This is a genomic window from Aminobacter sp. UC22_36 (assembly GCF_044056035.1).
Classification (GTDB): Bacteria; Pseudomonadota; Alphaproteobacteria; order Rhizobiales; family Rhizobiaceae; genus Aminobacter.
The window spans coordinates 2,690,256-2,712,301 of sequence record NZ_CP171996.1; the positions used below are offsets into that span (position 1 = coordinate 2,690,256).

Genomic DNA, 22,046 nt, shown 5'->3' on the forward strand with positions numbered 1-22,046 from the left:
TACGTAAAAGTTTAAATATAAGGTTAACACTGAAGTGATTATCGGCCCCAGTTCCGCAGGATTCCGGGCTTTGACAGGTTAACGGGTTATCCACATGGTCGCCCTAGGTTACCAACCCATGGGCGAGTGGCGAGGCAGGGGTTAAATGGTAACGCGCGAGATTGGTTCGATGGCTTTCGGCATGCCGGGAGGCGAATCCTCTGCTTCCGCACACCGCCGTCCCATCGATCTTGATCATCTCTCCAGGCAAACGATCGGCGACCGCGAGGTCGAGCGCGAGGTGCTAGATATGTTCGTCCACCAGGCGCTTTCCGTTCGCGATGCGATCGCCTCGGCTGATCTCGCCGAACGCCTCATGCTGTGCCACGCCCTGAAGGGTTCGGCGCGCGGTGTTGGGGCATTTCCCATCGCCGATTGTGTTGCTGCGATCGAAACCGATCCCGACAATGCCAGGCTGATCACACGGCTTACCCGCCTGATCGATGAGGCGCGCGACTTCATCGCCTCGATCAGCCGCTAGTGCATTGCGTGCCTTTTGGGGGCGTGCAAAGGCCGCAGTAACATTTTGCAGCTGCGCATCGTAAACCCGACATTCGGTGGCGCTGGCGCGCGACAGTTGACTTGCACGGTGGAGTGATTATCTGCCGGGGGACCTTTTTCAGGAACGAGCATGACCAAGCTGACCTACATCGCCCATGACGGCACGCGTTTTGATGTCGAAGCCGAAAACGGTTCGACGGTGATGGAAAATGCCATCCGCAACGCGGTGCCGGGCATCGAGGCAGAGTGTGGCGGCGCCTGTGCCTGCGCGACCTGCCATGTCTATGTCGAAGAGGCATGGACGACGCTCGTCGGCGAGCCCGAGGCGATGGAAGAAGACATGCTCGACTTTGCCTATGAGGTCAGGCCGACGTCACGCCTGTCTTGCCAGATCAAGGTTCGCGACGAACTTGACGGCCTGGTCGTCAGCATTCCCGAGCGCCAGGGCTAGGATTTCCTGATCCGGGCCTTGCTTGGCATGACGCTTGTTGTCATGCACATTCCCTGAGATGCGTGCGTGAGCGGCGAGGTGGCCTTGAGCGACATCACCACAACCGACGTCCTGATCATCGGTGCCGGGCCGATAGGCCTGTTTGCGGTGTTTGAGCTTGGTCTGTTCGACATGCGCTGCCATCTGATCGACATTCTCGACAGGCCGGGCGGGCAGTGCGCCGAGCTTTATCCGGAAAAACCGATCTACGACATTCCGGGCTACCCGGTGATCGGCGCTCAGGAGCTTGTCGACAAGTTGCTCGAACAGATCTCGCCGTTCAAGCCGGGATTCACCTTCAACCGCATGGTGACGGCGCTGGAGCGGCTGGAGGACGGCAGCTTCCGCGTCACGACAGACGAAAACGAGGTTTTCGACGCCAAGGTTGTGGTGATCGCCGCAGGCGGAGGTTCGTTCCAGCCCAAACGCCCGCCGATATCAGGCATTGAGGCCTATGAAGGAGCGAGCGTCCGTTATGCCGTTCGACGCATCGAAGAATTGCGCGGCCACGATGTGGCGATTGTCGGCGGCGGCGATTCCGCGCTCGACTGGACGCTCAATCTCCAGCCTGTCGCAAAACGCGTCACGCTGATCCATCGCCGCCCGGAGTTCCGCGCGGCGCCGGACAATGTCAACAAGATGCACGCGTTGCGGGATGCCGGTGCCATCGACCTGGTGATCGGCCAGGTATCGGCGCTTTCAGGCGAGGGCGGAGTGCTGCGCTCGATCACGGTCAAGGGAGCGGAAAGCGACGTCGAGGTTGCGTGCACGCGGCTGTTGCCGTTCTTCGGCTTGACCATGAAGCTCGGTCCGGTGGCCGAATGGGGGCTCCATCTTCATGAGAACCAGCTTCCGGTCGACACCGAAAAGTTCGAGACGTCGGTGCCGGGCATTTTCGCCATCGGCGACATCAACTGGTATCCAGGCAAGCTGAAGCTGATCCTGTCGGGGTTTCATGAGGCCGCGCTCATGGCCCAGGCGGCCAAACATTTCATAAGCCCTAGGGAACGTATCGTCTTCCAGTACACGACGTCGTCAACGAGCCTGCACAAGAAGCTCGGCGTTCCGGACTAGCTGTTGGGAATGCTGCCGGTCAGTTTTTGAGCTTGCCGGCGTCGATACGCTCCAGGCGATAGCGCAGCAGTCTGACGATCCGGCTTTCGAAGTTGATGCCTTCGATGCGGTCGAATTCTTCCTGTGCCCGGTCATGGGCGTTGAGAATGCGGTTGCTCGTCGCCTTGGCCTTGGACGCAGCGAGGTCGCAGCTCTTCTGCTTGCCGATCGCCTTCAGCGCCTGTTCCAACTCGCGGGCGTGGTTCTTGGCGATGACCACATGGCTTTCCTCGTGGCGCTTGATGTCGGAGGACAGCGTGTTCCAGATCAGCTTGACGTCCTGCGCTGCCTTGCCGTTCTGGCGCCAGCGCGGCAGGATCACCTTGGCCTTGACGGTGACCTGGGCCGAGACGATGGCGCAGCCGCCCTTGACCTCGGCGTAGCCGATGCGGCTGGTGAACTCCATCTGTGTTGCGCCCGGATGCCTGCCGCCAGTGCTCTTGACCTCGGGGCCGCGTGTCATCAGCTGTTGCTCGATCTCGTCGAGGGTTTTGCCGGTGATGGTGAAATAGCTGTAGGATTTGGACACGGTTGCCGCCTGAACGGGTAGGCAAATGCCTCCAGCGAGTAGGGCGGCCAGGAAGAGTTGCTTCATTAGTTGCCTCTTGGCCTACCTTGCGTTAGGGGCGATGGCGGCGCAACGGAAATCGGATCGTGCCGCATAGGTGACCGTGCAGCGAGTTGAAGCTGCAAGCGTTGATATTTCGTGACGCGGTCTGTGCTCTGGAGTTCTTTTGTGGCGACGGCATGACCGGCAAGCGATGGCAACTGGCGCATGGGCGCCATATCGACCTCGGCGACAGGGCGCTTGTCATGGGCATCCTCAACGTCACGCCCGACAGTTTTTCCGACGGCGGTGCGTTCGACATACCCGAGCGTGCGCTTGATCAGGCCCGTCGCATGGTTGCCGAAGGTGCTGCAATCGTTGATGTCGGCGGTGAATCGACGCGACCCGGTGCCGCACCCGTCTCCGCTGCCGAAGAGCAGGGTCGCGTGCTTCCGATCATCGCAGCGCTCGCCCAATCTGGCGATGCGCTGATATCCGTCGACACCTACCGCGAGGACACGGCTCGGCTCGCGATTGCTGCCGGCGCGCATATCGTCAACGACGTATGGGGCGCCCAGCGCGAGCCTGGCATTGCCAGGGTCGCCGCGGAAACCGGGGCAGGGCTGGTGCTCATGCATACCGGCCGAGATCGCGAAAAGCTGCCTGATGTCATCGAAGACCAGTTTGTTTTCCTGCGGCGCTCGCTGGAAATCGCCGGCGAGGCCGGTGTCAAGGACGCGCAGGTCGTGCTCGACCCGGGCTTCGGTTTTGCCAAGGATGCCGACGAAAATTTGGAACTGATGGCGCGGTTTTCGGAGCTCGCACAGCTCGGCTATCCGCTGCTCGCCGGCACCTCACGCAAGCGTTTCGTTGGCCATGTCACCGGGCGCGACGCTGCCGACCGCGATGCCGGAACGGCGGCCACGAGCGTCATACTCCGCATGCAGGGCGCGCATATATTTCGCGTCCATAATGTCGCAATCAACGTGGACGCGCTGGCATTCGCAGATGCTATGCTGGCGCGACAGACCAACCTGCCGGGACGCTGACCCAGATGTACCTTATCCGTATGAAAAACTGCGCCTTCTTCGCCCGGCACGGCCTGTTCGACGAAGAAGAGGCGCTTGGCCAGCGCTTCTATGTCGATGCCGAGTTGACAGTCGATCCGGATCGCCCGCTCGAGGACGATTCGATGGAGAGCACTGTCGATTACGGCGTCGCCTTCCAGGTCATCGAGAAGATCATCACCGGCCAGCGCCGCTTCCTGATCGAAGCGCTGGCGCAGGAATGCGGCAGGGCGCTTGCCGCGCGTTTCCCACAGATCAAGCGGGCCGAAATCACGGTTCGCAAGCCCAATGCGCCGGTGCCCGGCGTCCTGGATTACGTAGAGGTGACCGTTGTCTGGCCAGGTTGAGGAGCGCGGCTTTCTCAGCCTTGGCGGCAATCTTGGTGATCCTGCCAAATCGATGGCCGCGGCACTGCATATGCTCGACGCCAGCGGCAGCACGCGGGTGGTTGCAGTGTCGTCGCTGCATCGCACGCCACCGTGGGGCAAGGTCGATCAGCCTGACTTTTTGAATGTCACCGCCGAGGTCGTCACCACGCTTGCGCCGCTCGAACTGCTGGAGCTTTGCCTGGAGCTTGAACGCCGGCTCAAGCGCGTGCGCATCGAGCGCTGGGGCCCGCGCCTCATCGACATCGACGTGCTGTTGCTCGGCAACAGCAATGTCAGCGACGTCGGGTTGGAGATTCCACACCCGCGCATGCTCGACCGGGCGTTCGTCATGGTGCCGCTGGCCGAAATCGCACCCGACCTCATGCTGGCGGGAAAGTCGGCGACCGAATGGGCGGCAGCCCTCGACAGCGCCGGCATCGAAAGGCTCGAACTCCGGCCGCGACTGGTGGCGCGACCTTGGCGAATAGCTAAAGGCCGAGAGCTGTGGCGAATAGCTAAAGGCCGAGAGCTGTCGCGATTTTCGGCGCGGCCTCGGCCCAATCGTCGGCAATGACGATGCCGTCCGGCATCGGCGGCAACAGCGTGCGCATCTCGCGATACGACATCAGGTTGAACAGATGCGCGTCGGCGACCGCGTCGCGGACGGAGACCAGATTGTGCGGAATGTCATCGACGAAGGCGACCGGGCGGTTGGTTTCGCCCCGCAGCAGCCGTAGCGCCGGCCCCTTGGCCCGTTCGGTGGTCAAGAGCGGGTAGGGGAAGCCGAGCTTGTCGAGATGCTGGCGCCTGATGTCGCGGTGCCGATGCGGCATAGCCGTCAGCAGGACAACCTCGGCACCCAAGGCGAGACCTGCCACCGCATCGGCAGCACCAAATGCTGCTGTCTGCCATTCGTGCTGGGCATGGAAGAAGCCGTCCAGCAGGGCCAAAACGGCTGCTTGCTCCAGCGGTATCTGGGTCTTTTGGTCAACGATGTTACCGGTCAGCTTGAACGACTTTGCCAGGAACGCCAGCCCTTGCACGTCGAGGAAGCGCATGAATGGTACCATGAATTCCAGCAGCACCTCGTCGACGTCGAGTACCAGCAGCGGGCGGCTGTCGCGGGCAAGCTCGGTGATCTGGCGCGCTGTTTCGGGATCTTCGCTCATGCCGAACGCTCGTGATCGTCATTGCCCAGGGGCAGGGCTCGTGCAGCGCGGCCGACTTCGGCCGGCGCGATGCCGGTCTCTAGCGAGAACCGCAGCAGTGTTGGCTCGTGGGCGAGGATGAACTGCAGCACGCCGGCAAGAAAGCCTGGCTCCTGTGCCGCGCGGCGGATCTGATGCGCTTCGATGCCGGTGATGGCCAGAAAGCGCGGCAGAAGCTCGGGGTCGGAGGCAACGAAGGCGAGTGCCTGGACAGCCAGCGCTTCGGCGCTTTCCTGCGATTGCTGGTTTTTCTGCATCGTCTTCCGCTTTGTTCGACCCTATGTCGGCAGTAGCTGCAAGCAGGGCCTGCGGCAACCGCTAAAGCGGACGCGCAACGATCCGTGATTTGGCAGGGACGTTTTACGTTTCGTAATGTTCTTGAGTTAAGGTCGGATTCGGGGTTGGTGTGCGCATCCGGCGCGCAACAGGATTGCCGCGGGTTCGTGGTGGGCAATCGGGACGGAATTCAATGGCCAAGAAGGTGATGATCGTCGAGGACAATGAGCTCAACATGAAGCTCTTTCGCGACCTCATCGAAGCAAGCGGCTATGAGACGGTGCGCACGCGCAACGGTCTTGAGGCCCTCGATCTTGCACGCAAGCACCGGCCGGATCTCATCTTGATGGACATCCAGCTGCCCGAGGTTTCAGGCCTCGAAGTGACCAAATGGCTGAAGGAGGATGACGACCTCCACACGATTCCTGTCATCGCCGTTACCGCTTTCGCCATGAAGGGCGACGAGGAGCGCATCAGGCAGGGTGGTTGCGAAGCCTATATCTCCAAGCCGATCTCGGTGCCGCGCTTCATCGAGACGATCAAATCCTACCTGGGCGATGCCTGATGTGCTCGCCGGCTCGCTCGAGGGACTAGCATGACTGCGCGCATCCTCGTCGTTGACGACATACCGGCCAATGTGAAGCTGCTCGAAGTCAGGCTGCTCGCCGAATATTTCGAGGTATTGACTGCTTTCAATGGGCCCGACGCCATTTTGGCCTGCGAGGACGGCAAGGTCGATGTCGTGCTGCTCGACGTCATGATGCCTGGCATGGACGGTTTCGAAGTTTGCCGCCGGCTGAAAGCCGATCCGGCGACAGCTCACATTCCCGTCGTCATGGTCACGGCGCTCGACCATGTCACCGATCGCGTGCGCGGGCTCGACGTGGGTGCGGACGATTTCCTCACCAAGCCGGTCAACGATCTCCAACTGATCACGCGGGTAAAAAGCCTGGTTCGCCTCAAGGTGCTGACCGACGAGTTGCGGCTGCGCGCATCTACCACCCACGCCATCGGCGTGGACGAGATCCTGGCGCGGTCCGACCTGCTGCAGGGGGCGTTGCCGAAGGTCCTGCTCATCGATGAGCAGACCTCTTCAGCAGCCCATATCTGTGCGCTGCTGGATGGCGCTGCCGACGTGCAGATCGCGGCCGATCCGCAGTCGGGGCTCTTCAGCGCCGCCGAAGGCACCTACGAATGTGTCATCGTGTCGGCCGGATTTTCCGACTTCGATCCGCTTAGGTTGTGCTCGCAACTGCGTTCGCTCGACCGCACACGGTCGCTGCCGATTGTGCTTTTGGTCAGCAAGGAAGAGGACGACCTCACCATTCGCGGCCTCGAGCTCGGCATCAACGACTATCTGGTGCGGCCGCTTGACCGGCAGGAACTGATTGCACGGCTGCGCACCCAGGTGCGCCGCAAGCGCTACAATGACGAGCTCAGGCAGAGTGTCAGCCAGACGATCGAAATGGCGGTGACGGACGGGCTGACAGGCCTGCACAACCGCCGTTACCTCGACAGCCATCTGCCGCGGTTGGTTGAACGTGCCGCTGCCCGTCGCAGGCCGCTTTCGCTGATGATCACCGATCTCGACCGCTTCAAGCGGATCAACGATACGTTTGGCCACGATGGCGGTGACGAGGTCCTGCGTGAATTCGCGCGGCGCGTGAAGAAGAGTGTGCGCGGTATTGATCTCGCTTGCCGATTCGGCGGCGAGGAATTCGTCATCGTAATGCCGGATACCGAAGGCGCACTCGCCGAACTGGTTGCCGAGCGCATTCGCGCCGAGGTTGCCAAAACACCATTTCGCATTGGTGGGGCCGAGACAGGCGTATCGGTCACCGTCAGCGTCGGTGTGTCGGCGCTTCTGGTCGAAGGCGATACTGTTGCCGGGCTGATGAAGCGCGCGGACCTTGCCCTTTATGATGCCAAAACCCGCGGCCGCAACCGCGTGGTTGCGCGCGCGGCCTGACCCGGCGGCGCCTTCACGGCCAAGCGCGTTAAGCTCAATCGTTTACCTTAACCTGAGCGATTCGCGAGCTGTGGTTAAGAAAGTGTTGATTTTCAAGCGATCTTGCGCGACTGTGGGGCTGAGAAGAAGGACGGGCGTCGGCACGAGGAGCACAGGCCGGATAGCCCTATTGATACCCCATGATGCTCAGGTCCGCCGCATCTCCTGGGTCCGTGGGGTCGGCCGGCCGGCACTGGCACATAGTGGCCTCCTCGTACCGCTGCCAGACGCCGACCGGCCCCCTTTCTCGTCGTCATCTCATCGCCATCATTTCATCAAGGCAAAACCGGAGTGGCCAAACTGCTCGGTTTTTTTCGCGCGCCAAAATGCCCCTGAAATCCGTAACGCCTATCCTTGAAAACAAAAACGCCGCCCACTGGGCGGCGTTTTGGAATTCCTGAAGGCAACCAGATTACTTGATCTTGGTTTCCTTGAATTCGACGTGCTTCTTCGCAACCGGGTCGTACTTGCGGAACGACAGCTTTTCCGTCTTCGTGCGGCTGTTCTTGCTCGTCACGTAGAAGAAACCGGTGTCGGCGGTCGACAGAAGCTTGATCTTGATGTTTGCAGCCTTGGCCATGATTCTCGTCCGTTAATTGTCTGGAGTTGCACCCGCCTCAGGACGGGAAAACAACCCGGACGCGGAAAACCTGCGGGACACATAAAGAACGCACCCGGAAAGTCAAGCCTTGGAGCGTTATAGCCGCGATTTCGCGGCAATTCGGCCCAGGCCAATGGCGATGTAGCCGCCAAAAAACACGGCCAGCGCCCAGCCGAAACCGTTCGGGACCGAAGACGTCCATGAAGATGCCGATCACCTGCGGTCCCAGAATCATGCCGACGCCGTAGCAAAAGATGAAGGCGGCATTGGCCGAGGCGAGGTCTCGGCCTGAAAGCTGTGCGCCCAGATGGGCGAGCCCGACAGTATAGAGTGCTGCCACCACGCCGCCCCAGACAAACAGCATGCCAGCCATCAGGTGCCAGTTGACCGTCAGAAGCGGCATTGCCAGCGTCCCGGCCAGCCCGACAAGCGCGCAGATCAACAGCAACTTGCGGCGATCGCCAATGCGGTCGCTCAGCATGCCGATGGGGATCTGCAGCATGAAATTGCCGAGGCCGATCATGGTCAGCAGCAATGCTGCTTCGGCCTCGGAATAGCCGACGCGTTGGCCATAGATCGGAAACAGGGCGAAGCCGCCGGTCTCGACCGCACCGAATACAAGCACAGCGGCGGTGGCGGTCGGCACGATCCAGATATAGCGGAAGAAGCCACCTTTGCCGCCTTCGGAGACGATCTTGGGGCTTTCGCTGCGCGCCAAAAGCACCGGAACGGCGGCGATCATGACGAAGCCGAAGGTCAGGCCGAACGGCAGGAAGCCGGTGCTGCCGATCTGCGAAAACAGCCAGGGGCCGGCGGCGAAGCCGAGCGACAGCACGGTGGCGTAGATGCCAAGCACCAGACCGCGCCGATGCGGCGGGGCGCAGGTGCTGATCCAGAATTCCGACAGGATGAACAGCACCGTCAGCGCGAAGTGCAGCACGGCGCGCAAGGGAAACCACATCCAGAAGGATTGGGCGAAATAGAAGCCGACGAAGGCCACTGCGCCGGCGAGAATCATCACGAGCATCGTCCAGACGACACCGAAACGCATGGCGATCGGCGTTGCCAGAGGAGCTGCGGCAATGGATGCGACGCCGGCGATCGCCGTGTTGAGGCCGATCATCGAGGATGAATAGCCGCGCGATTCGAGAATGACGCTCAGCAGCGGTATGCCCAGGCCGATGGCGATGCCGACGACGCTGATCGAGGCGATGGCCGCCGAGATCGAGCGCCAATGCACGCGTTCCACGCTTTCAGCCTGCTGGATGGTCTCGGTCATGCAAAGCCTAAAGGATGTCGCGGCGGAAGCGTTGGTTGAACATGCGGTAGAATGGCACTTCGCCGCCCGGCTTAAGGTGAGGGTCCACAGCAAGCCGCTGCCGCAGATCGCCAAGTACCGACTGGGTGATCGCCGGGATGTCGGCCTGCATGGCATCGGCCAGCGGCAGCCAGACCAGTTCCTCGAGTTCGTTGGTCGGTCCGCCATCAGGCAGCTCGACTGCGACGTCACTGCGCCACGCCGACAAGAAGCGCGTGTCGAAGCGGCGAACACGTCCTGGAGGGGTTACCGCACGCGCAATGAAGCGCAGGGAAGACAGGGCAGGCGTCACGCCATGTTCGGCAAAACCTTGCCAGTCGGCCTTGGTGGTCGAGAACGGGCCGCGCTGGCCGATCAACAGGCCTGCTTCCTCGTAAGTCTCGCGAATCGCTGAAAGAGCTATTGCCCGGGCGCGTGCGACGCTGACCCGGCCAGTGCCGGCGCGCAGCTTCTCGGCTTCGTTGGGGTGCAACTCGTCGGCCACCGCGATGCGGCTGTCAGCCGGGTCGGTGCGGCCGCCGGGGAAGACGAACTTTCCCGGCATGAAGGCATGCTTCATGTGGCGCCGGCCCATCAGCACCAGCACGTCATTGCCTTGGCGGTCGAGCAGGATCAGCGTGGCCGCGTCGCGCGGACGCAACGGCGCGGCGCTCTTCGCCATCTCCCTGGCTTCGAGCCTGTCGAGTTCTGCTTTGCTAATGCCATCCATCGCGGCTGTCCTAACGGAATGTCGGAGTGGACGGAAGCGCTTGCTTGCCCCTGGGCATTGCGCCAGCGCGGTTCAGGCCTCTGGATGTGTCTCGACCGCGTCTTCTTCGCCGCCGAAGCCATGCATGTAGAGCGCCCACTGCATGCCAACCACCGCGCCCTTCATCGGCCGAAGCAAGGCGAGCGCCGAAATGATCGTCAGCGGTACCCAGATCAGCAGATGCTGCCACAGCGCCAGCTTGCTGGTCGCCTCGACGCCCATGAAGGCGCCAACGACGATGTGTCCGACAATGACAACCACCAGATAGGCGGGAAGGTCGTCGGCGCGATGGTGGAAGATCTCTTCGTGGCAGACTTCGCATTGGTCAACGGTCTTGACGAAGGACGCAAACAGCTTGCCCTGGCCGCAATTCGGGCATTTGCAGAACAGGCCGCGCTTGATCGCCTGCCACACTGGCCGCGCCTCGCGGGCGACCTGCTGATGACCGCCGCCGAATACCTGTTCTTCCATCGTCATCTCCTGCCGCGCGGTCCTCGCCGCGGTTGGGAGGCACGGGCACGCGTTCTTTGCCCCTTGGTCTTGTGGAAGGACCGTTTCGAACCGGGCAGGGGCTTCGGTTCGGTCAGCATTTCGAAGCGCATGGCACCGGCCAGCGGAGCAATCTCGACCAGTTTGACTTCAACGCGATCGGCTAGCTGGTAGCCCTTGCCTGTTCGCTCGCCGAAGAGGGCGCGGGCAGCTTCGTCGAAGTGGTAATAATCGTCACCCAAGGATGACACGGGGATGAAACCATCCGCGCCATATTGCGGCAATTGGACAAATAGTCCCCGCCTTGACCACGCCCGAGATGCGGGCTTCGAAGGTTTCGTCGACGCGCTCGGCCAGGAAGCCAGCGACGAGGCGGTCGACAGTCTCGCGCTCAGCGGCCATGGCGCGGCGCTCGGTCTGAGATATCAGACCGGCGATCTCTTCGAGCCGCGCCTCTTCGGAAAGCGTCAGCCCGCCGGCGCCCAGGCCGAGCGAACCGATCAGTGCGCGATGGACGATCAAATCGGCATAGCGGCGGATCGGCGAGGTGAAATGCGCGTAGCGGCGCAGATTGAGGCCGAAGTGACCGATATTGTCAGGGTTGTATTCGGCCTGGCTTTGCGACCGCAGCACCACCTCGTTGACCAGCTGTTCGTTGTCGCCGCCGCGGACCTGCTCGAGGATGCCGTTGAACTGGCTTGGCCGCATCGCAGCGCCGCGCGCCAGCGACAGGCCGATGGTCTGCAGGAACTCGCGCAACGATTCCTGCTTGGCGAGCGAAGGACCGTCATGGATGCGGTAGACGAGCTTCTGCTTCTTGTTCTCCAGCGTCTCGGCAGCCGCGACGTTCGCCTGGATCATGAATTCCTCGATCAGCTTGTGGGCGTCGAGGCGGTCGGGAACGATGACGCGGTCCACCGTGCCGTCGGGCTTGAGCAGGATCTTGCGTTCTGGCAGGTCGAGTTCGAGCGGCTGGCGGCTGTCGCGGCCACGCTTGAGCACGTCATAGGCGGCCCAGAGCGGCTTGAGAATGGTCTCCAGGATCGGCCCGGTCTTGTCGTCGGGCATGCCATCGATCGCCGCCTGCGCCTGCGGATAGGCGAGGCGGGCGGAGGAGCGCATCATGATGCGGTGGAATGCGTGCCTGACCTTGCGGCCCTCGGCCGAAAACGTCATGCGCACGGCCAATGCCGGCCGGTCGACGCCTTCGCGTAGCGAGCACAGATCGTTGGAGATGCGCTCCGGCAGCATCGGCACGACACGGTCAGGGAAATAGACGGAGTTGCCGCGCTTCAGCGCCTCGTTGTCCAGTGCCGTGCCTGGGAGGACATAGGTCGCGACGTCGGCGATGGCGACGGTGACGATGAAGCCGCCCAGGTTTTTTTCGTCCGTATCCGGCTCGGCATAGACCGCGTCGTCGTGATCCTTGGCGTCGGCCGGGTCGATGGTGACCAGCGGCAGTTCGCGCCAGTCCTCGCGATGATCAAGCGTTGCAGGCTTGATCGCTTCGGCTTCGGCGAGCACGTCGGCAGGGAAGATATGTGGTATGTCATGGGCATGGATGGCGATCATCGAGACCGCCTTCTCATTGGTCAGCGAGCCCAGAACCGACACCACCTTGGCACGCGGCAGGCCGTAGCGGCTGGCGCGTTCCGGCACCACCTCGACGAGGTCGCCTTCCTTGGCACCATTTTGACAGTCCTTGTCGACAACCAGCTCGGGTTGCCGGCGTTCGACCGGCTCGATGCGGAAGGTGCCGTCCTTGAGGATGCGGAAGATGCCGAGCGCGGTATCGCTGCGCTTTTCGAAGATCTTCATTACGCGCGCGGTGTAAGCCGGCTCGTTGTCGTCGCCGAGGTGATCCTCGATCGCGAAGGTTTTTGCCAGCACGCGGTCGCCGACGCCGGGCGTTGGGCCATTGCCGCCACGCGACAGCTTGATGGCGACGATCGCACCGTCTGGCTGCTCGGAGGCGCGCGCCAGAAGCGTGCCTTCGGCGTCGCGGCCAAAGATGTCGAGCACGGCGACATGCGGAAGCGCACCGACGCGCGTCAGCCGCTTGCGGCTCTTTTCGAGCAGGCCTTCGTCCTGCAACTCGCGCAGCAGGTGTTTCAGCCAGATGCGGTCGTCGTTCTTCAGTGCGAACGCCTTGGCGATATCGCGCTTGCCGCTGCGGTCTGGGTTCTCCGCGATGTAGCGCAGAATTTCGTCCCGCGACGGGCGGTAGACGTCCTTGCCACGGACCTCGTCGCTTGCGGCGCGTCTGGTGCCGGCATTTCGTCCGGAAATCTTTCGCGCCACTGTCGCTCAGTCCTTCTTCTTGGCTTTGCTGGCGGCCGTTTTCTTGGTTCCGCTCGTCGCCGGCTTCTTGGCTGCACTTCGGGCAGGCTTCTTGGCGCCGCCGCCTTTCGCCTCCTTTTCGGCGATCAGTGCAAGTGCTGCTTCCATAGTGATGGCAACCGGATCCGTACCCTTTGGCAAGGTAGCATTGACCTTGCCGAAATTGACATAGGGACCATACTTGCCGTCGCGTACGGTGATGTTGCCGCCGCCTGCGGGATGCTCGCCGAGATCCTTCAGCGCTGCTGGTGTTCCACCACCGCGTCCGGCCTTGCCCTTCAGCTGCTTTTCGGCAAGCACGGTCACGGCGCGGTTCAGGCCGATCGAGAACACGTCCTCGATGCTTTCGAGATTGGCATAGGCACCGTCGTGCAGCACGAACGGGCCGTAGCGGCCAAGCCCAGCCGAGATCATCTTGCCGGATTCGGGATGCTGGCCGACGTCGCGCGGCAAGGCGAGCAGCGCCAAGGCCTTTTCGTGATCGATGGAAGCCGCTGCCCAACCCTTGGGCAGGCTGGAACGCTTGGCTTCCTTGCCGTCGCCGCGCTGGATGTAGGGCCCGAAGCGGCCGCTGCGCAATGTGATCTCTTCATTGGTGTAGGGGTCGGAGCCCAGAACCTTGGTGCCGTCCTCGAGGCCGCCATTGTCGCCATTGGCGCCGGGACCGTCGAGCTGGCGGGTGAAGCCGCATTCAGGGTAGTTCGAGCAACCGACGAAGGCGCCGTACTTGCCGAGCTTGAGCGACAGGTTGCCGGTGCCGCATTTCGGGCAAATACGCGGGTTCGAACCATCTTCGCGTACCGGGAAGACGAGTGGTGCAAGCTCTTCGTTCAACGCGTCGAGGACGTTGGTGACGCGCAGTTCCTTGATCTCGTCGACAGCGCCGGAAAAATCCTTCCAGAAATCATGCAGCACGTCGCGCCAGGCGAGCTTGCCGTCGGAGACTTCGTCGAGCTTTTCTTCCAGCGACGCGGTGAAATCGTATTCGACATAGTGGCGGAAGAAGCTCTCCATGAAGGCGGTGACCAAGCGGCCCTTCGCCTGTGGCACGAGCTTTCGATTGTCGATCTTCACATAGTCGCGGTCTTCGAGCGTCTTCAGCGTCGCGACATAGGTCGAGGGGCGGCCGATACCGAGCTCTTCCATCTTCTTGATGAAGCTCGCTTCGGAATAGCGGGGCGGTGGCTCGGTGGTGTGGTGGGTCGCGTTGACGCTTTCGCGCTTCAGCGTTTCATCAGCGCGGATCTCGGGCAGACGACGGCTTTCCTCGTCCTCCGAATCCTCTTCTTTCTGCTCGGTGTAGGCGGCAATGAAGCCGTCGAAGCGGGTCACCGAACCGACGGCGCGCAGGCCAGCGGTCCGGGCGCCGTTGCGCGCCTCAATCTCGACCGTGGTGCGCTCGATTTCGGCCGGCTGCATCTGGCTGGCGATCGCGCGCTTCCAGATCATCTCGTAAAGACGAGCCTGGTCGGCGTCGAGAAACTTGCGCATCTCGGTTGGCGTGCGATTGAAGTCGGTCGGCCGGATGGCTTCGTGCGCTTCCTGGGCGTTCTTGGCCTTGGTGGTGTACTGACGCGGCTTCTCGGGCAGATACTTGGCGCCGAATTCCTTGACGATGGCGTCACGCGCCGCCTCGATGGCCTCAGGTGCCATCTGCACGCCGTCGGTACGCATATAGGTGATCAGACCGGCGATTTCGCCGCCGATCTCCATGCCCTCGTAAAGACGCTGCGCAACCTGCATTGTACGGCTGGCCGAATAGCCAAGGCGCGAAGATGCGGCCTGCTGCAGGGTTGAGGTGGTGAACGGCGCGCTTGGATTGCGCCTAGTCGGCTTGGCTTCGACCGACAGTGTCTTGAAGGATGCGCCGTCGAGCATCGTCTTGATGTCGTCGGCCATGGTCTGCGAGGAAATGTCGAGCTTCTGCAGCTTCTTGCCATCATAGACAGTCAGCCTTGCCTCGAAGTTCTCGGCGCGCGGCGTGCCAAGTGTGGCCGCGATCTGCCAGTATTCTTCACGTATAAAGCGCTCGATTTCGGCCTCTCGGTCGCAGACGAAACGCAGCGCCACCGACTGGACGCGTCCAGCCGAGCGGGCGCCGGGCAGCTTGCGCCACAGCACCGGGGACAGGGTGAAACCAACGAGATAGTCGAGGGCGCGGCGCGCCAGATAGGCATCGACCAGCGGCGGATCGATCTCGCGCGGATTGGCGATGGCTTCGAGCACGGCCTGCTTGGTGATCGAGTTGAACGCGACGCGCTTGATTGTCTTGTCCTTCAGCACGCGCTTTTGCTTCAGCACTTCAAGGACGTGCCAGGCGATGGCCTCACCTTCGCGATCCGGATCGGTTGCGAGGATCAGGCCGTCGGCTTCCTTGACCGCCTTGGCGATATCATTGAGCCGCTTCGCCGATGCGGCGTCGACTGCCCAGGACATGGCAAAATCGTCATCCGGCTTGACCGAACCGTCCTTCGCCGGCAGATCGCGGACATGGCCGAACGAGGCGAGAACCTTATAGTTCCGGCCCAGGTACTTGTTGATGCTTTTCACCTTGTTCGGTGACTCGACGACAACGACGTCCATATGTGGCTGATTTTCCAGTGAAGCGCCAAAAACAACGACTGAGGCGCGTGGCGAAGATTTTTCAATTCGCTCGTCACATGGCCGCGCTTTTCGGTTCGGTCAAGGGGAAGGGGGCAAAAACGACGGCGTAAGACCGTATTGCAACCTAGGCTATATTATTTGTCGCTATTGCAATTGTTAGTAGATTTGTTACGTTTCCACCATTGCCGGTTGAACCTGTTTTTCTGTGTCGAAATCGGCACCAGATTGCGCGATTCGACATGGGGGCGGCAGAGGAAAACCATTGATATGCACAAGCCGGCGCCTGCACGAGGGCGGGTCGAAACATTGGACTATGTCCAGTCGATGCTGGGCCAGCTCCGCATCATGGCGGACGCGGAGCGCTGCGGCATGCTCACCTATCTGATCGAGATGGCTTATGTCGAGGCTGGCGATGTCATCCGCGGCGAGCGGCCGTCAAGCATCGGGCTCAACAAGCGAAACACGTCCGCCTGAGTGGCGTTCGAGCCGACCGGTTAGGTCTAGTTCCAGAAGGATCATGAAAATCTGCGCCGGGTGAAGGCCCGTGTGACGTATCAGTTCGTCAATCTCGATCGGAACTGGGCCCAGCGCCTCGATCAGCCGGGCGCGGTCGCTGTCGACCGGCGGTGCTGTGGCGGTGAAATCAGGCGGTTGTTCAAGGCTGGCGGCGATGTAGGGCCGGCCGCCGACCAATGGCGCCAGTGCTTCCATCACATCGCCTGCGTCCGTCACCAACGTGGCGCCGTCCTTGAGCAAGCCGTTGGTGCCGGCGGCGCGCGGATCGAGCGGCGAGCCGGGCACAGCGAAGACCAGGCGTCCCATTTCGCCGGCAAGCCGCGCACTGATCAACGAGCCCGAGCGCTGTGCTGCTTCAACCACGACCAGCCCCAGTGCCATGCCGGCGACGATGCGATTGCGACGTGGAAAGTCCTGCGCGCGTGGCTCCCAACCGAACGGCATTTCCGAGACGATCGCGCCGCGCGCCGCGATCTCATTGCAGAGGCCGATATTTTCAGTTGGGTAAGGGTGGTCGATTCCGCCGGCGAGAACACCGACGGTGCCGGTATCGAGGCTGCCTTGATGCGCTGCCGTGTCGATGCCCCGCGCCAGCCCCGAAATCACGGAATAGCCGTTGCGGCCGAGTTCAGATGCCAGCGTTCTCGCCATCTTGATCCCGGCAAGCGAGGCATTGCGCGCGCCGACGATGGCCACTGGCGGCAGGTTGAAGACCGCAGCTGTGCCTTTGAGCGCGAGCAGTGGTGGGGGATGGTCCATGCGCTTGAGCGTCTGGGGGTAGTCTTGTTCGCCAAGTGCGACGAAGCGTGCGCCGCATTTTCGCGCTAGCTCCATTTCCGCCTCCGCTTCGGCCACCGAGGGGATGCGGACCAGGCGGTTGGCGCCACCAGCCATCATGACCTCGGGCAGCATCTCGATTGCGGTTTCGGCCGAGCCGAAACGGTTGATCAGATCGCGAAAACTTGCCGGGCCGACATTGGGCGTGCGGATCAGGCGCAGCCAATGAACCCGCTGCCGGTCGCTGAGATGCGGCCCGGCGGCGGGTTGGTTCATCCCTTGGATCCGATCCGCGATTCAGTGCCGGCGAGCAGGCGTGAAATATTGGCGCGGTGCCGGATGAAAACGATCACGCTCATCAGCGCAAGCAGGGCAGCTGCCTTGGGCATGTCGATCATGTAAAGTGCGATCGGCACCAATACCGCAGCGGTCAGTGCCGCTAGCGAAGAATAGCGGCTGACAAAGGCGACCAGCAGCCAGATAACGGCGAAGACCAGCGCGGCGAGGCCGGAAAGGCCAAACAGCACGCCAAGATAGGTGGCGACGCCCTTGCCGCCTTTGAAACCGAGCCAGATCGGATAGAGGTGGCCGATGAAGGCACCAAAACCGGCGGCAATTGCGGCATCGTGGCTCCAGCGCGCTGCGATGACTACAGCTATTGTGCCCTTGAGGGCGTCGAGCAACAGCGTTGCGGCGGCCAGTTTCTTGTTGCCGGTGCGCAGCACATTGGTCGCGCCGATATTGCCCGAACCGATCTTGCGCACGTCGCCAAGGCCGGCCGCGCGCGTCAGCAGCAAGCCAAATGGAATCGAACCCAAGAGATAGCCGAATACGGCGGCTGCGATGAGCACGTGCATAGCCGTCGGAAAAATGTCATCCGGCATCAAGGTATTTCTTCTCCCCCGTGGCCCGTCAGGCCGAGAACACTGTGCGTCCGCCGACCAAGGTTTTCAAGACCTTGCCTTGCAGTCTGGCCCCTTCGAAGCAGGTGTTCTTGGAACGCGAGCGGATATCGGCTTCGCGCACCAGCCATGGCTCATCGAGGTCGACAAGCGCCAGGTCGGCGAGGGCACCGGGCTTCAGTGTGCCGCCGGGCAGGCCGAACAGCTTTGCCGGCGCTGTCGAAAGCGCTTCGACGATGCGCAGCAGCGCTACGTCGTCGTTGTGGTGCAGGCGCAATGCCACGGCGAGCAATGTCTCCAGCCCAATCGCGCCGACGGCGGCATCGGCGAAGGGCAGGCGCTTGGTGTCGACGTCCTGCGGATCGTGCGAGGAAACGATCAGGTCGATGGTGCCGTCCTTCAGCGCCTCGACCATGGCGATGCGGTCTTCCTCGGTGCGCAACGGCGGCGCCAGGCGGAAGAAGGTGCGATACTCGCCGACATCGTTTTCGTTGAGCGACAGGCTGTTGATCGAAACGCCCGAAGTGACCTTGGCGCCATCGGCCTTGGCGCGCGAAACAGCCGCGGCCGCCATGGCAGTCGAAATCTTGGCGGCGTGGTAGTTGCCACGCGTCAGCCGGGCGAGAGCCAGGTCGCGTTCGAGCGGGATGGTTTCGGCCTCACGCGGAATGCCCGAAAGCCCAAGCCAGCTGGCGTAAAGGCCTTCATTCATCACGCCTGATGAGGCAAGGTCGGCGTCCTGTGTCTCATGCGCAATGACAGCGCCAAAGTCGCGGGCATAAGTCAGCGCGCGACGCATGACCATCGAACTGGCGATCGTATGCCGGCCGTCGGTGAAGGCGACGGCACCTGCTTCGCGCAGCAGGCCGAACTCGGTCATCTCGTGACCGTCGAGGCCCTTGGTGATCGCGGCCGCCGGAAAGACATTGACCGATGCCGTCTCCTTGGCGGTACGCAGCACGAATTCGACCAGCGCGACATTGTCGATCACCGGGTCGGTGTCGGGCATCATCACAATCGAGGTGACACCGCCAGCTGCTGCCGCGACGCTTGCCGAGGCAATCGTTTCGCGGTGCTCGCCGCCTGGTTCGCCGATGAAAACGCGGCCGTCGATCAGGCCAGGAATGATTGCCTTGCCGGCGCAATCAACGACTTCGGCGCCGCCGGGTATGCCCTGGTTGAGCGCGTCGGCTCCTGCCGCGACGATCTTCTTGCCGTCGACGATGACCGTGCCGGTCTCATCGATGCCGCGCGAGGGGTCGACGATGCGGGCGCGCTGGAAAACCGTGATGCTCATGCGTTGTGTCCATCGCGATTGCGGCGCGGGTCGAGCAGCGCTTCCATCACCGCCATGCGCACGGCGACGCCCATTTCCACCTGTTCCTGGATGACGCTCTGCGGGCCGTCGGCGATCTCAGAGGCGATTTCGACGCCGCGGTTCATCGGTCCAGGGTGCATCACCAGCGCGTCGGGCTTGGCGGCCTTCAGCTTTTCGGCATCGAGGCCATAGTAGCGGAAGTACTCGCGCACCGACGGCACGAAGGCACCGGCCATGCGCTCGCGCTGCAGGCGCAACATCATGACGACATCGGCGTCCTTCAGACCTTCGGCCATCGACTGCGTCACCTCGACGCCCATCTGGGCGATGCCTGAGGGCAGCAGAGTCGAGGGCGCGACGACACGGACGCGTGCGCCGAGTGCATTGAGCAAAAGAATGTTGGAGCGGGCGACACGCGAATGCAGGATGTCGCCGCAGATCGCCACTGTCAGTCGGGCGATTCCGCCCTTGGCGCGGCGAATGGTCAGTGCGTCGAGCAGCGCCTGGGTCGGGTGCTCGTGAGCGCCGTCGCCGGCATTGACCACCGAACAGCCAACCTTCTGGGCGAGGAGGGCAGCAGCACCCGCCGATTGATGGCGGATAATAAGTATATCGGGTCGCATCGCGTTCAGCGTCATCGCCGTGTCGATCAGCGTTTCGCCCTTCTTCACTGAAGAACTCGCCACCGACATGTTCATGACGTCGGCGCCGAGGCGCTTGCCGGCAAGCTCGAAGGACGACTGCGTGCGCGTCGAGGCTTCGTAGAACAGATTGATCTGGGTTCTACCGCGCAGCGTCGATGTCTTCTTCTCCGATTGACGCGAAATCGACACGGCCGCGTCGGCGCGGTCGAGCAACAATTCGATATCGAACGGAGAAAGTTCGCGGATGCCAAGAAGATGGCGGTGCGGGTAGGGCGGCAAGGACGATTGGTCTGTCATCTCAAGGCGCTGCTATAGGCTGTGCTTAAGTGGCTCGCAAGCCGGCATTTCATTGATGAAAGTTCTCCCACGGGATTTTCGTCGCTTCCAAGCTGGGCCATAAGCTATCGATAAGCATTTCGGTTATAAAGCCGGCCATGGCTGCGGATTCGTGCCCGTTGCCCACACCGATGAAGGACAAGGCGTGACGCAGGACGTGCCGAACCAGCCCCCTCCGCTGACGGGCAGCAATGCCTGGCGCGGCGACCCGCTGCTGATCCAGATTGCCGAGAGCTTTTCCGATCCGGTGCGCCGTGACCTCGACGGGCTCGGCCGTTTTCGTGCTGACCCATGAAGCGCAGGATCTGGCACGGCTTGCCAACAACGAAGTACCAAAGCTCAAGACCTTCGACCGCCAAGGCCGTCGTATCGACCAGGTCGAATTCCATCCCGCCTATCACGCCCTGATGCGTCGCTCGATATCAGGCGGGCTTCATTCGTCGGTTTGGGAAAACGGTGCGACCGAGACCGGCCGACGCCACCAGGTGCGTGCCGCGCGCTTCTACCTCACCGCGCAACTTGAATGCGGGCACCTGTGCCCGATCACCATGACCAATGCATCGCTTGCCGCACTGATGGCGAGCCCCAAGCTGTTTCGCGAGTGGGCGCCACGGGTCACCACGCGCAAGTATGACCAGGCGCAAAAGCCTCCGGTCGAAAAGACCGGGCTGACGCTCGGCATGGGCATGACCGAAAAGCAGGGCGGCACTGACGTGCGCGCCAACACCACCAAGGCCGAGCGCGCCGGTGGCAGCTTCTACCGGCTCAGCGGCCATAAATGGTTCATGTCGGCGCCGATGTCCGACGCCTTTCTGATGCTGGCTCAGGCACCGGAAGGGCTGTCCTGTTTCCTGGTTCCGCGCATCCTCAGCGATGGCTCGGCCAACGGGTTGCAGTTCCAGCGCCTCAAGGACAAGCTCGGCAACCGCTCCAACGCTTCCGCCGAGGTCGAGATCCAGGGTGCCATCGGCGACCTGGTCGGCGAACCCGGCGGCGGCGTCAAGACGATCATGGATATGGTGACGCTGACGCGGCTCGACTGCGCCGTCGCTTCGTCGGCGATCATGCGGGCGGGGCTCGCGGAGGCCGTCCACCACACGCGCCACCGACAGGTGTTCGGCGCCAATCTCGTCGATCAGCCCTTGATGCAGCGGGTTCTTGCCGACATGGCGCTCGATGTCGCAGGCGCGACCGCACTTGCTTTTCGGCTGGCACGCTCGTTTGACGAAGCGGCTTCCGATCGCGGCGAGGCAGCGTTTGCCCGGGCCATGACGCCTGTCGTCAAATACTGGGTCTGCAAGATCGCTCCGGGGCTGCTCTACGAAGCGATGGAGTGCCTTGGCGGCAACGGCTATGTCGAGGAGGCGCCGCTGGCGCGTTATTATCGCGAGGCGCCGGTCAACGCGATATGGGAAGGCTCGGGCAACGTCATGGCGCTCGACGTGCTGCGCGTGCTGTCGCGGGCGCCCGGCCTGTTCGAAGATGTGCTGGCGAGCCTCGAGCGCGACTTGGGCGCTGGTGGACGTAGCGTGCTCGGCGTGCTGCGCGCCGCGATGCAGGTTGCGAGTTCCGACGAGGGCTCGGCGCGCATTCTCACCGAGCAACTCGCCATTTCGGCGGCCGCTGCCGAACTGCGCAGGATGGGGGCAGGGCGGATCGCCGATGCGTTCATCGAGACCCGACTCGCCGGCCAATGGCGTGGCACCTACGGCATGCTCGACGCACGCCACGATTCACGCCTGATCATCGACACACTCTATCCACAGGTCGGTTGAGCGCGGCATCGCCGGTTTTCCGGCGGTCGCGCGCAGAACCGGCACAGCTGCCGCAGTCCCG

19 protein-coding genes and 4 pseudogenes are annotated in these 22,046 nt (G+C 62.4%); 10 read left to right on the forward strand and 13 right to left on the reverse strand.

Annotation, left to right across the window (positions count from 1 at the left end):
• The first annotated feature begins 145 nt into the window (after positions 1 to 145).
• The 3 genes from ACHMW7_RS16515 to ACHMW7_RS16525 all read left to right on the forward strand — a co-directional run bounded on the left by ACHMW7_RS16515 (position 146) and on the right by ACHMW7_RS16525 (position 2,104).
• Positions 146 to 520 (forward strand): Hpt domain-containing protein, encoded by a 375-nt coding sequence (locus ACHMW7_RS16515; protein ID WP_395446712.1) that lies wholly within the window; start codon positions 146 to 148, stop codon positions 518 to 520.
• 150 nt (positions 521 to 670) lie between these two features.
• Positions 671 to 991 carry a 2Fe-2S iron-sulfur cluster-binding protein gene (locus ACHMW7_RS16520; protein ID WP_395446713.1) on the forward strand — a complete coding sequence of 107 codons (321 nt, stop codon included), beginning with the start codon at positions 671 to 673 and terminating at the stop codon, positions 989 to 991.
• 84 nt (positions 992 to 1,075) lie between these two features.
• The gene (locus tag ACHMW7_RS16525; RefSeq protein ID WP_395451342.1) at positions 1,076 to 2,104 is read left to right on the forward strand and encodes an NAD(P)/FAD-dependent oxidoreductase; all 1,029 of its coding nucleotides are present in this window, start codon (positions 1,076 to 1,078) and stop codon (positions 2,102 to 2,104) included.
• Positions 2,105 to 2,123: 19 nt separating this feature from the next.
• Here the strand turns inward: ACHMW7_RS16525 and ACHMW7_RS16530 are convergent, their stop codons facing one another.
• Positions 2,124 to 2,738, reverse strand: coding sequence for a DUF922 domain-containing Zn-dependent protease (locus ACHMW7_RS16530; RefSeq protein ID WP_395446714.1), 615 nt, complete (start codon positions 2,736 to 2,738; stop codon positions 2,124 to 2,126).
• 152 nt (positions 2,739 to 2,890) lie between these two features.
• Between ACHMW7_RS16530 and folP the strand changes: the two genes are divergently transcribed.
• The 3 genes and pseudogenes from folP (at position 2,891) to folK (ending at position 4,613) form a co-directional block, all read left to right on the forward strand.
• On the forward strand, positions 2,891 to 3,739 hold the full coding sequence (gene folP / locus ACHMW7_RS16535) for a dihydropteroate synthase (RefSeq protein ID WP_395446715.1): 849 nt from the start codon (positions 2,891 to 2,893) through the stop codon (positions 3,737 to 3,739).
• A 5-nt stretch (positions 3,740 to 3,744) separates the two neighbouring features.
• Entirely contained in the window at positions 3,745 to 4,104 is a 360-nt protein-coding gene (gene folB, locus ACHMW7_RS16540) for a dihydroneopterin aldolase (RefSeq protein WP_395446716.1), read from the forward strand.
• A pseudogene (folK, locus tag ACHMW7_RS16545) lies at positions 4,088 to 4,613 on the forward strand (2-amino-4-hydroxy-6-hydroxymethyldihydropteridine diphosphokinase). Before folB ends, folK begins: the two are co-directional and overlap by 17 nt.
• A 27-nt stretch (positions 4,614 to 4,640) precedes the next feature.
• Here the strand turns inward: folK and ACHMW7_RS16550 are convergent.
• Together ACHMW7_RS16550 and ACHMW7_RS16555 are read right to left on the reverse strand one after the other, a co-directional pair.
• Positions 4,641 to 5,294, reverse strand: coding sequence for a hypothetical protein (locus tag ACHMW7_RS16550; protein WP_395446717.1), 654 nt, complete (start codon positions 5,292 to 5,294; stop codon positions 4,641 to 4,643).
• Positions 5,291 to 5,590 (reverse strand): DUF3572 domain-containing protein, encoded by a 300-nt coding sequence (locus ACHMW7_RS16555; protein WP_395446718.1) that lies wholly within the window; start codon positions 5,588 to 5,590, stop codon positions 5,291 to 5,293. Before ACHMW7_RS16555 ends, ACHMW7_RS16550 begins: the two co-directional genes overlap by 4 nt.
• A gap of 227 nt (positions 5,591 to 5,817) precedes the next feature.
• Here ACHMW7_RS16555 and ACHMW7_RS16560 point away from each other — a divergent pair, with 227 nt between their 5' ends.
• A complete protein-coding gene (locus tag ACHMW7_RS16560) occupies positions 5,818 to 6,174 on the forward strand; it encodes a response regulator (RefSeq protein WP_378952637.1) in 357 nt (118 codons plus the stop codon).
• Positions 6,175 to 6,204: 30 nt separating this feature from the next.
• The gene (locus ACHMW7_RS16565; protein WP_395446719.1) at positions 6,205 to 7,578 is read left to right on the forward strand and encodes a PleD family two-component system response regulator; all 1,374 of its coding nucleotides are present in this window, start codon (positions 6,205 to 6,207) and stop codon (positions 7,576 to 7,578) included.
• Positions 7,579 to 8,029: 451 nt separating this feature from the next.
• Here ACHMW7_RS16565 and rpmG read toward each other — a convergent pair whose 3' ends face one another.
• From rpmG to topA, 6 genes and pseudogenes are all read right to left on the reverse strand, one after another.
• Complete coding sequence (gene rpmG / locus ACHMW7_RS16570; protein WP_019173400.1) at positions 8,030 to 8,197, reverse strand: 50S ribosomal protein L33; 168 nt, start codon at positions 8,195 to 8,197, stop codon at positions 8,030 to 8,032.
• A gap of 117 nt (positions 8,198 to 8,314) precedes the next feature.
• Positions 8,315 to 9,611, reverse strand: a pseudogene (locus ACHMW7_RS16575) (MFS transporter).
• Positions 9,505 to 10,245: an NUDIX hydrolase gene (locus tag ACHMW7_RS16580; RefSeq protein WP_395446720.1), complete on the reverse strand. Its 741-nt coding sequence runs from the start codon at positions 10,243 to 10,245 to the stop codon at positions 9,505 to 9,507. Before ACHMW7_RS16580 ends, ACHMW7_RS16575 begins: the two are co-directional and overlap by 107 nt.
• 72 nt (positions 10,246 to 10,317) lie before the next feature.
• A complete protein-coding gene (locus ACHMW7_RS16585; protein WP_395446721.1) occupies positions 10,318 to 10,755 on the reverse strand; it encodes a DUF983 domain-containing protein in 438 nt (145 codons plus the stop codon).
• A gap of 2 nt (positions 10,756 to 10,757) precedes the next feature.
• Positions 10,758 to 13,074, reverse strand: a pseudogene (gene rnr, locus ACHMW7_RS16590) (ribonuclease R).
• A gap of 6 nt (positions 13,075 to 13,080) precedes the next feature.
• The gene (gene topA / locus ACHMW7_RS16595; protein WP_395446722.1) at positions 13,081 to 15,696 is read right to left on the reverse strand and encodes a type I DNA topoisomerase; all 2,616 of its coding nucleotides are present in this window, start codon (positions 15,694 to 15,696) and stop codon (positions 13,081 to 13,083) included.
• A gap of 210 nt (positions 15,697 to 15,906) precedes the next feature.
• Here topA and ACHMW7_RS16600 point away from each other — a divergent pair, with 210 nt between their 5' ends.
• Positions 15,907 to 16,191, forward strand: coding sequence for a hypothetical protein (locus ACHMW7_RS16600; protein ID WP_395446723.1), 285 nt, complete (start codon positions 15,907 to 15,909; stop codon positions 16,189 to 16,191).
• Here the strand turns inward: ACHMW7_RS16600 and dprA are convergent.
• From dprA to ACHMW7_RS16620, 4 genes are read right to left on the reverse strand one after another with little or no spacing between them, the layout of a single operon-like run.
• Positions 16,153 to 17,286 (reverse strand): DNA-processing protein DprA, encoded by a 1,134-nt coding sequence (gene dprA / locus ACHMW7_RS16605; RefSeq protein ID WP_395446724.1) that lies wholly within the window; start codon positions 17,284 to 17,286, stop codon positions 16,153 to 16,155. The two genes, ACHMW7_RS16600 and dprA, sit on opposite strands and share 39 nt — an antisense overlap.
• Positions 17,283 to 17,894, reverse strand: coding sequence for a glycerol-3-phosphate 1-O-acyltransferase PlsY (gene plsY / locus ACHMW7_RS16610; RefSeq protein WP_395446725.1), 612 nt, complete (start codon positions 17,892 to 17,894; stop codon positions 17,283 to 17,285). The genes dprA and plsY overlap by 4 nt, the downstream gene beginning before the upstream one ends.
• Before the next feature lie 28 nt (positions 17,895 to 17,922).
• Positions 17,923 to 19,209: a dihydroorotase gene (locus ACHMW7_RS16615; protein ID WP_395446726.1), complete on the reverse strand. Its 1,287-nt coding sequence runs from the start codon at positions 19,207 to 19,209 to the stop codon at positions 17,923 to 17,925.
• Positions 19,206 to 20,171, reverse strand: coding sequence for an aspartate carbamoyltransferase catalytic subunit (locus tag ACHMW7_RS16620; RefSeq protein ID WP_395446727.1), 966 nt, complete (start codon positions 20,169 to 20,171; stop codon positions 19,206 to 19,208). Before ACHMW7_RS16620 ends, ACHMW7_RS16615 begins: the two co-directional genes overlap by 4 nt.
• Positions 20,172 to 20,355: 184 nt before the next feature.
• On the opposite strand from ACHMW7_RS16620, the pseudogene ACHMW7_RS16625 reads away from it, so the two are divergent.
• Positions 20,356 to 21,985: pseudogene (locus tag ACHMW7_RS16625) on the forward strand (acyl-CoA dehydrogenase family protein).
• The last annotated feature ends 61 nt before the right edge of the window (positions 21,986 to 22,046 follow it).

Coding starts and splice junctions, on each gene's coding strand:
- ACHMW7_RS16555 (WP_395446718.1), bottom strand. CDS start 5,590: ATGCAGAAAAACCAGCAATCGCAGGAAAGCGCCGAAGCGCTGGCTGTC.
- ACHMW7_RS16530 (WP_395446714.1), bottom strand. CDS start 2,738: ATGAAGCAACTCTTCCTGGCCGCCCTACTCGCTGGAGGCATTTGCCTA.
- ACHMW7_RS16515 (WP_395446712.1), top strand. CDS start 146: ATGGTAACGCGCGAGATTGGTTCGATGGCTTTCGGCATGCCGGGAGGC.
- folP (WP_395446715.1), top strand. CDS start 2,891: ATGACCGGCAAGCGATGGCAACTGGCGCATGGGCGCCATATCGACCTC.
- ACHMW7_RS16550 (WP_395446717.1), bottom strand. CDS start 5,294: ATGAGCGAAGATCCCGAAACAGCGCGCCAGATCACCGAGCTTGCCCGC.
- ACHMW7_RS16615 (WP_395446726.1), bottom strand. CDS start 19,209: ATGAGCATCACGGTTTTCCAGCGCGCCCGCATCGTCGACCCCTCGCGC.
- ACHMW7_RS16580 (WP_395446720.1), bottom strand. CDS start 10,245: ATGGATGGCATTAGCAAAGCAGAACTCGACAGGCTCGAAGCCAGGGAG.
- plsY (WP_395446725.1), bottom strand. CDS start 17,894: ATGCCGGATGACATTTTTCCGACGGCTATGCACGTGCTCATCGCAGCC.
- folB (WP_395446716.1), top strand. CDS start 3,745: ATGTACCTTATCCGTATGAAAAACTGCGCCTTCTTCGCCCGGCACGGC.
- rpmG (WP_019173400.1), bottom strand. CDS start 8,197: ATGGCCAAGGCTGCAAACATCAAGATCAAGCTTCTGTCGACCGCCGAC.
- topA (WP_395446722.1), bottom strand. CDS start 15,696: ATGGACGTCGTTGTCGTCGAGTCACCGAACAAGGTGAAAAGCATCAAC.
- ACHMW7_RS16560 (WP_378952637.1), top strand. CDS start 5,818: ATGATCGTCGAGGACAATGAGCTCAACATGAAGCTCTTTCGCGACCTC.
- ACHMW7_RS16565 (WP_395446719.1), top strand. CDS start 6,205: ATGACTGCGCGCATCCTCGTCGTTGACGACATACCGGCCAATGTGAAG.
- ACHMW7_RS16520 (WP_395446713.1), top strand. CDS start 671: ATGACCAAGCTGACCTACATCGCCCATGACGGCACGCGTTTTGATGTC.
- dprA (WP_395446724.1), bottom strand. CDS start 17,286: ATGAACCAACCCGCCGCCGGGCCGCATCTCAGCGACCGGCAGCGGGTT.
- ACHMW7_RS16585 (WP_395446721.1), bottom strand. CDS start 10,755: ATGGAAGAACAGGTATTCGGCGGCGGTCATCAGCAGGTCGCCCGCGAG.
- ACHMW7_RS16620 (WP_395446727.1), bottom strand. CDS start 20,171: ATGACAGACCAATCGTCCTTGCCGCCCTACCCGCACCGCCATCTTCTT.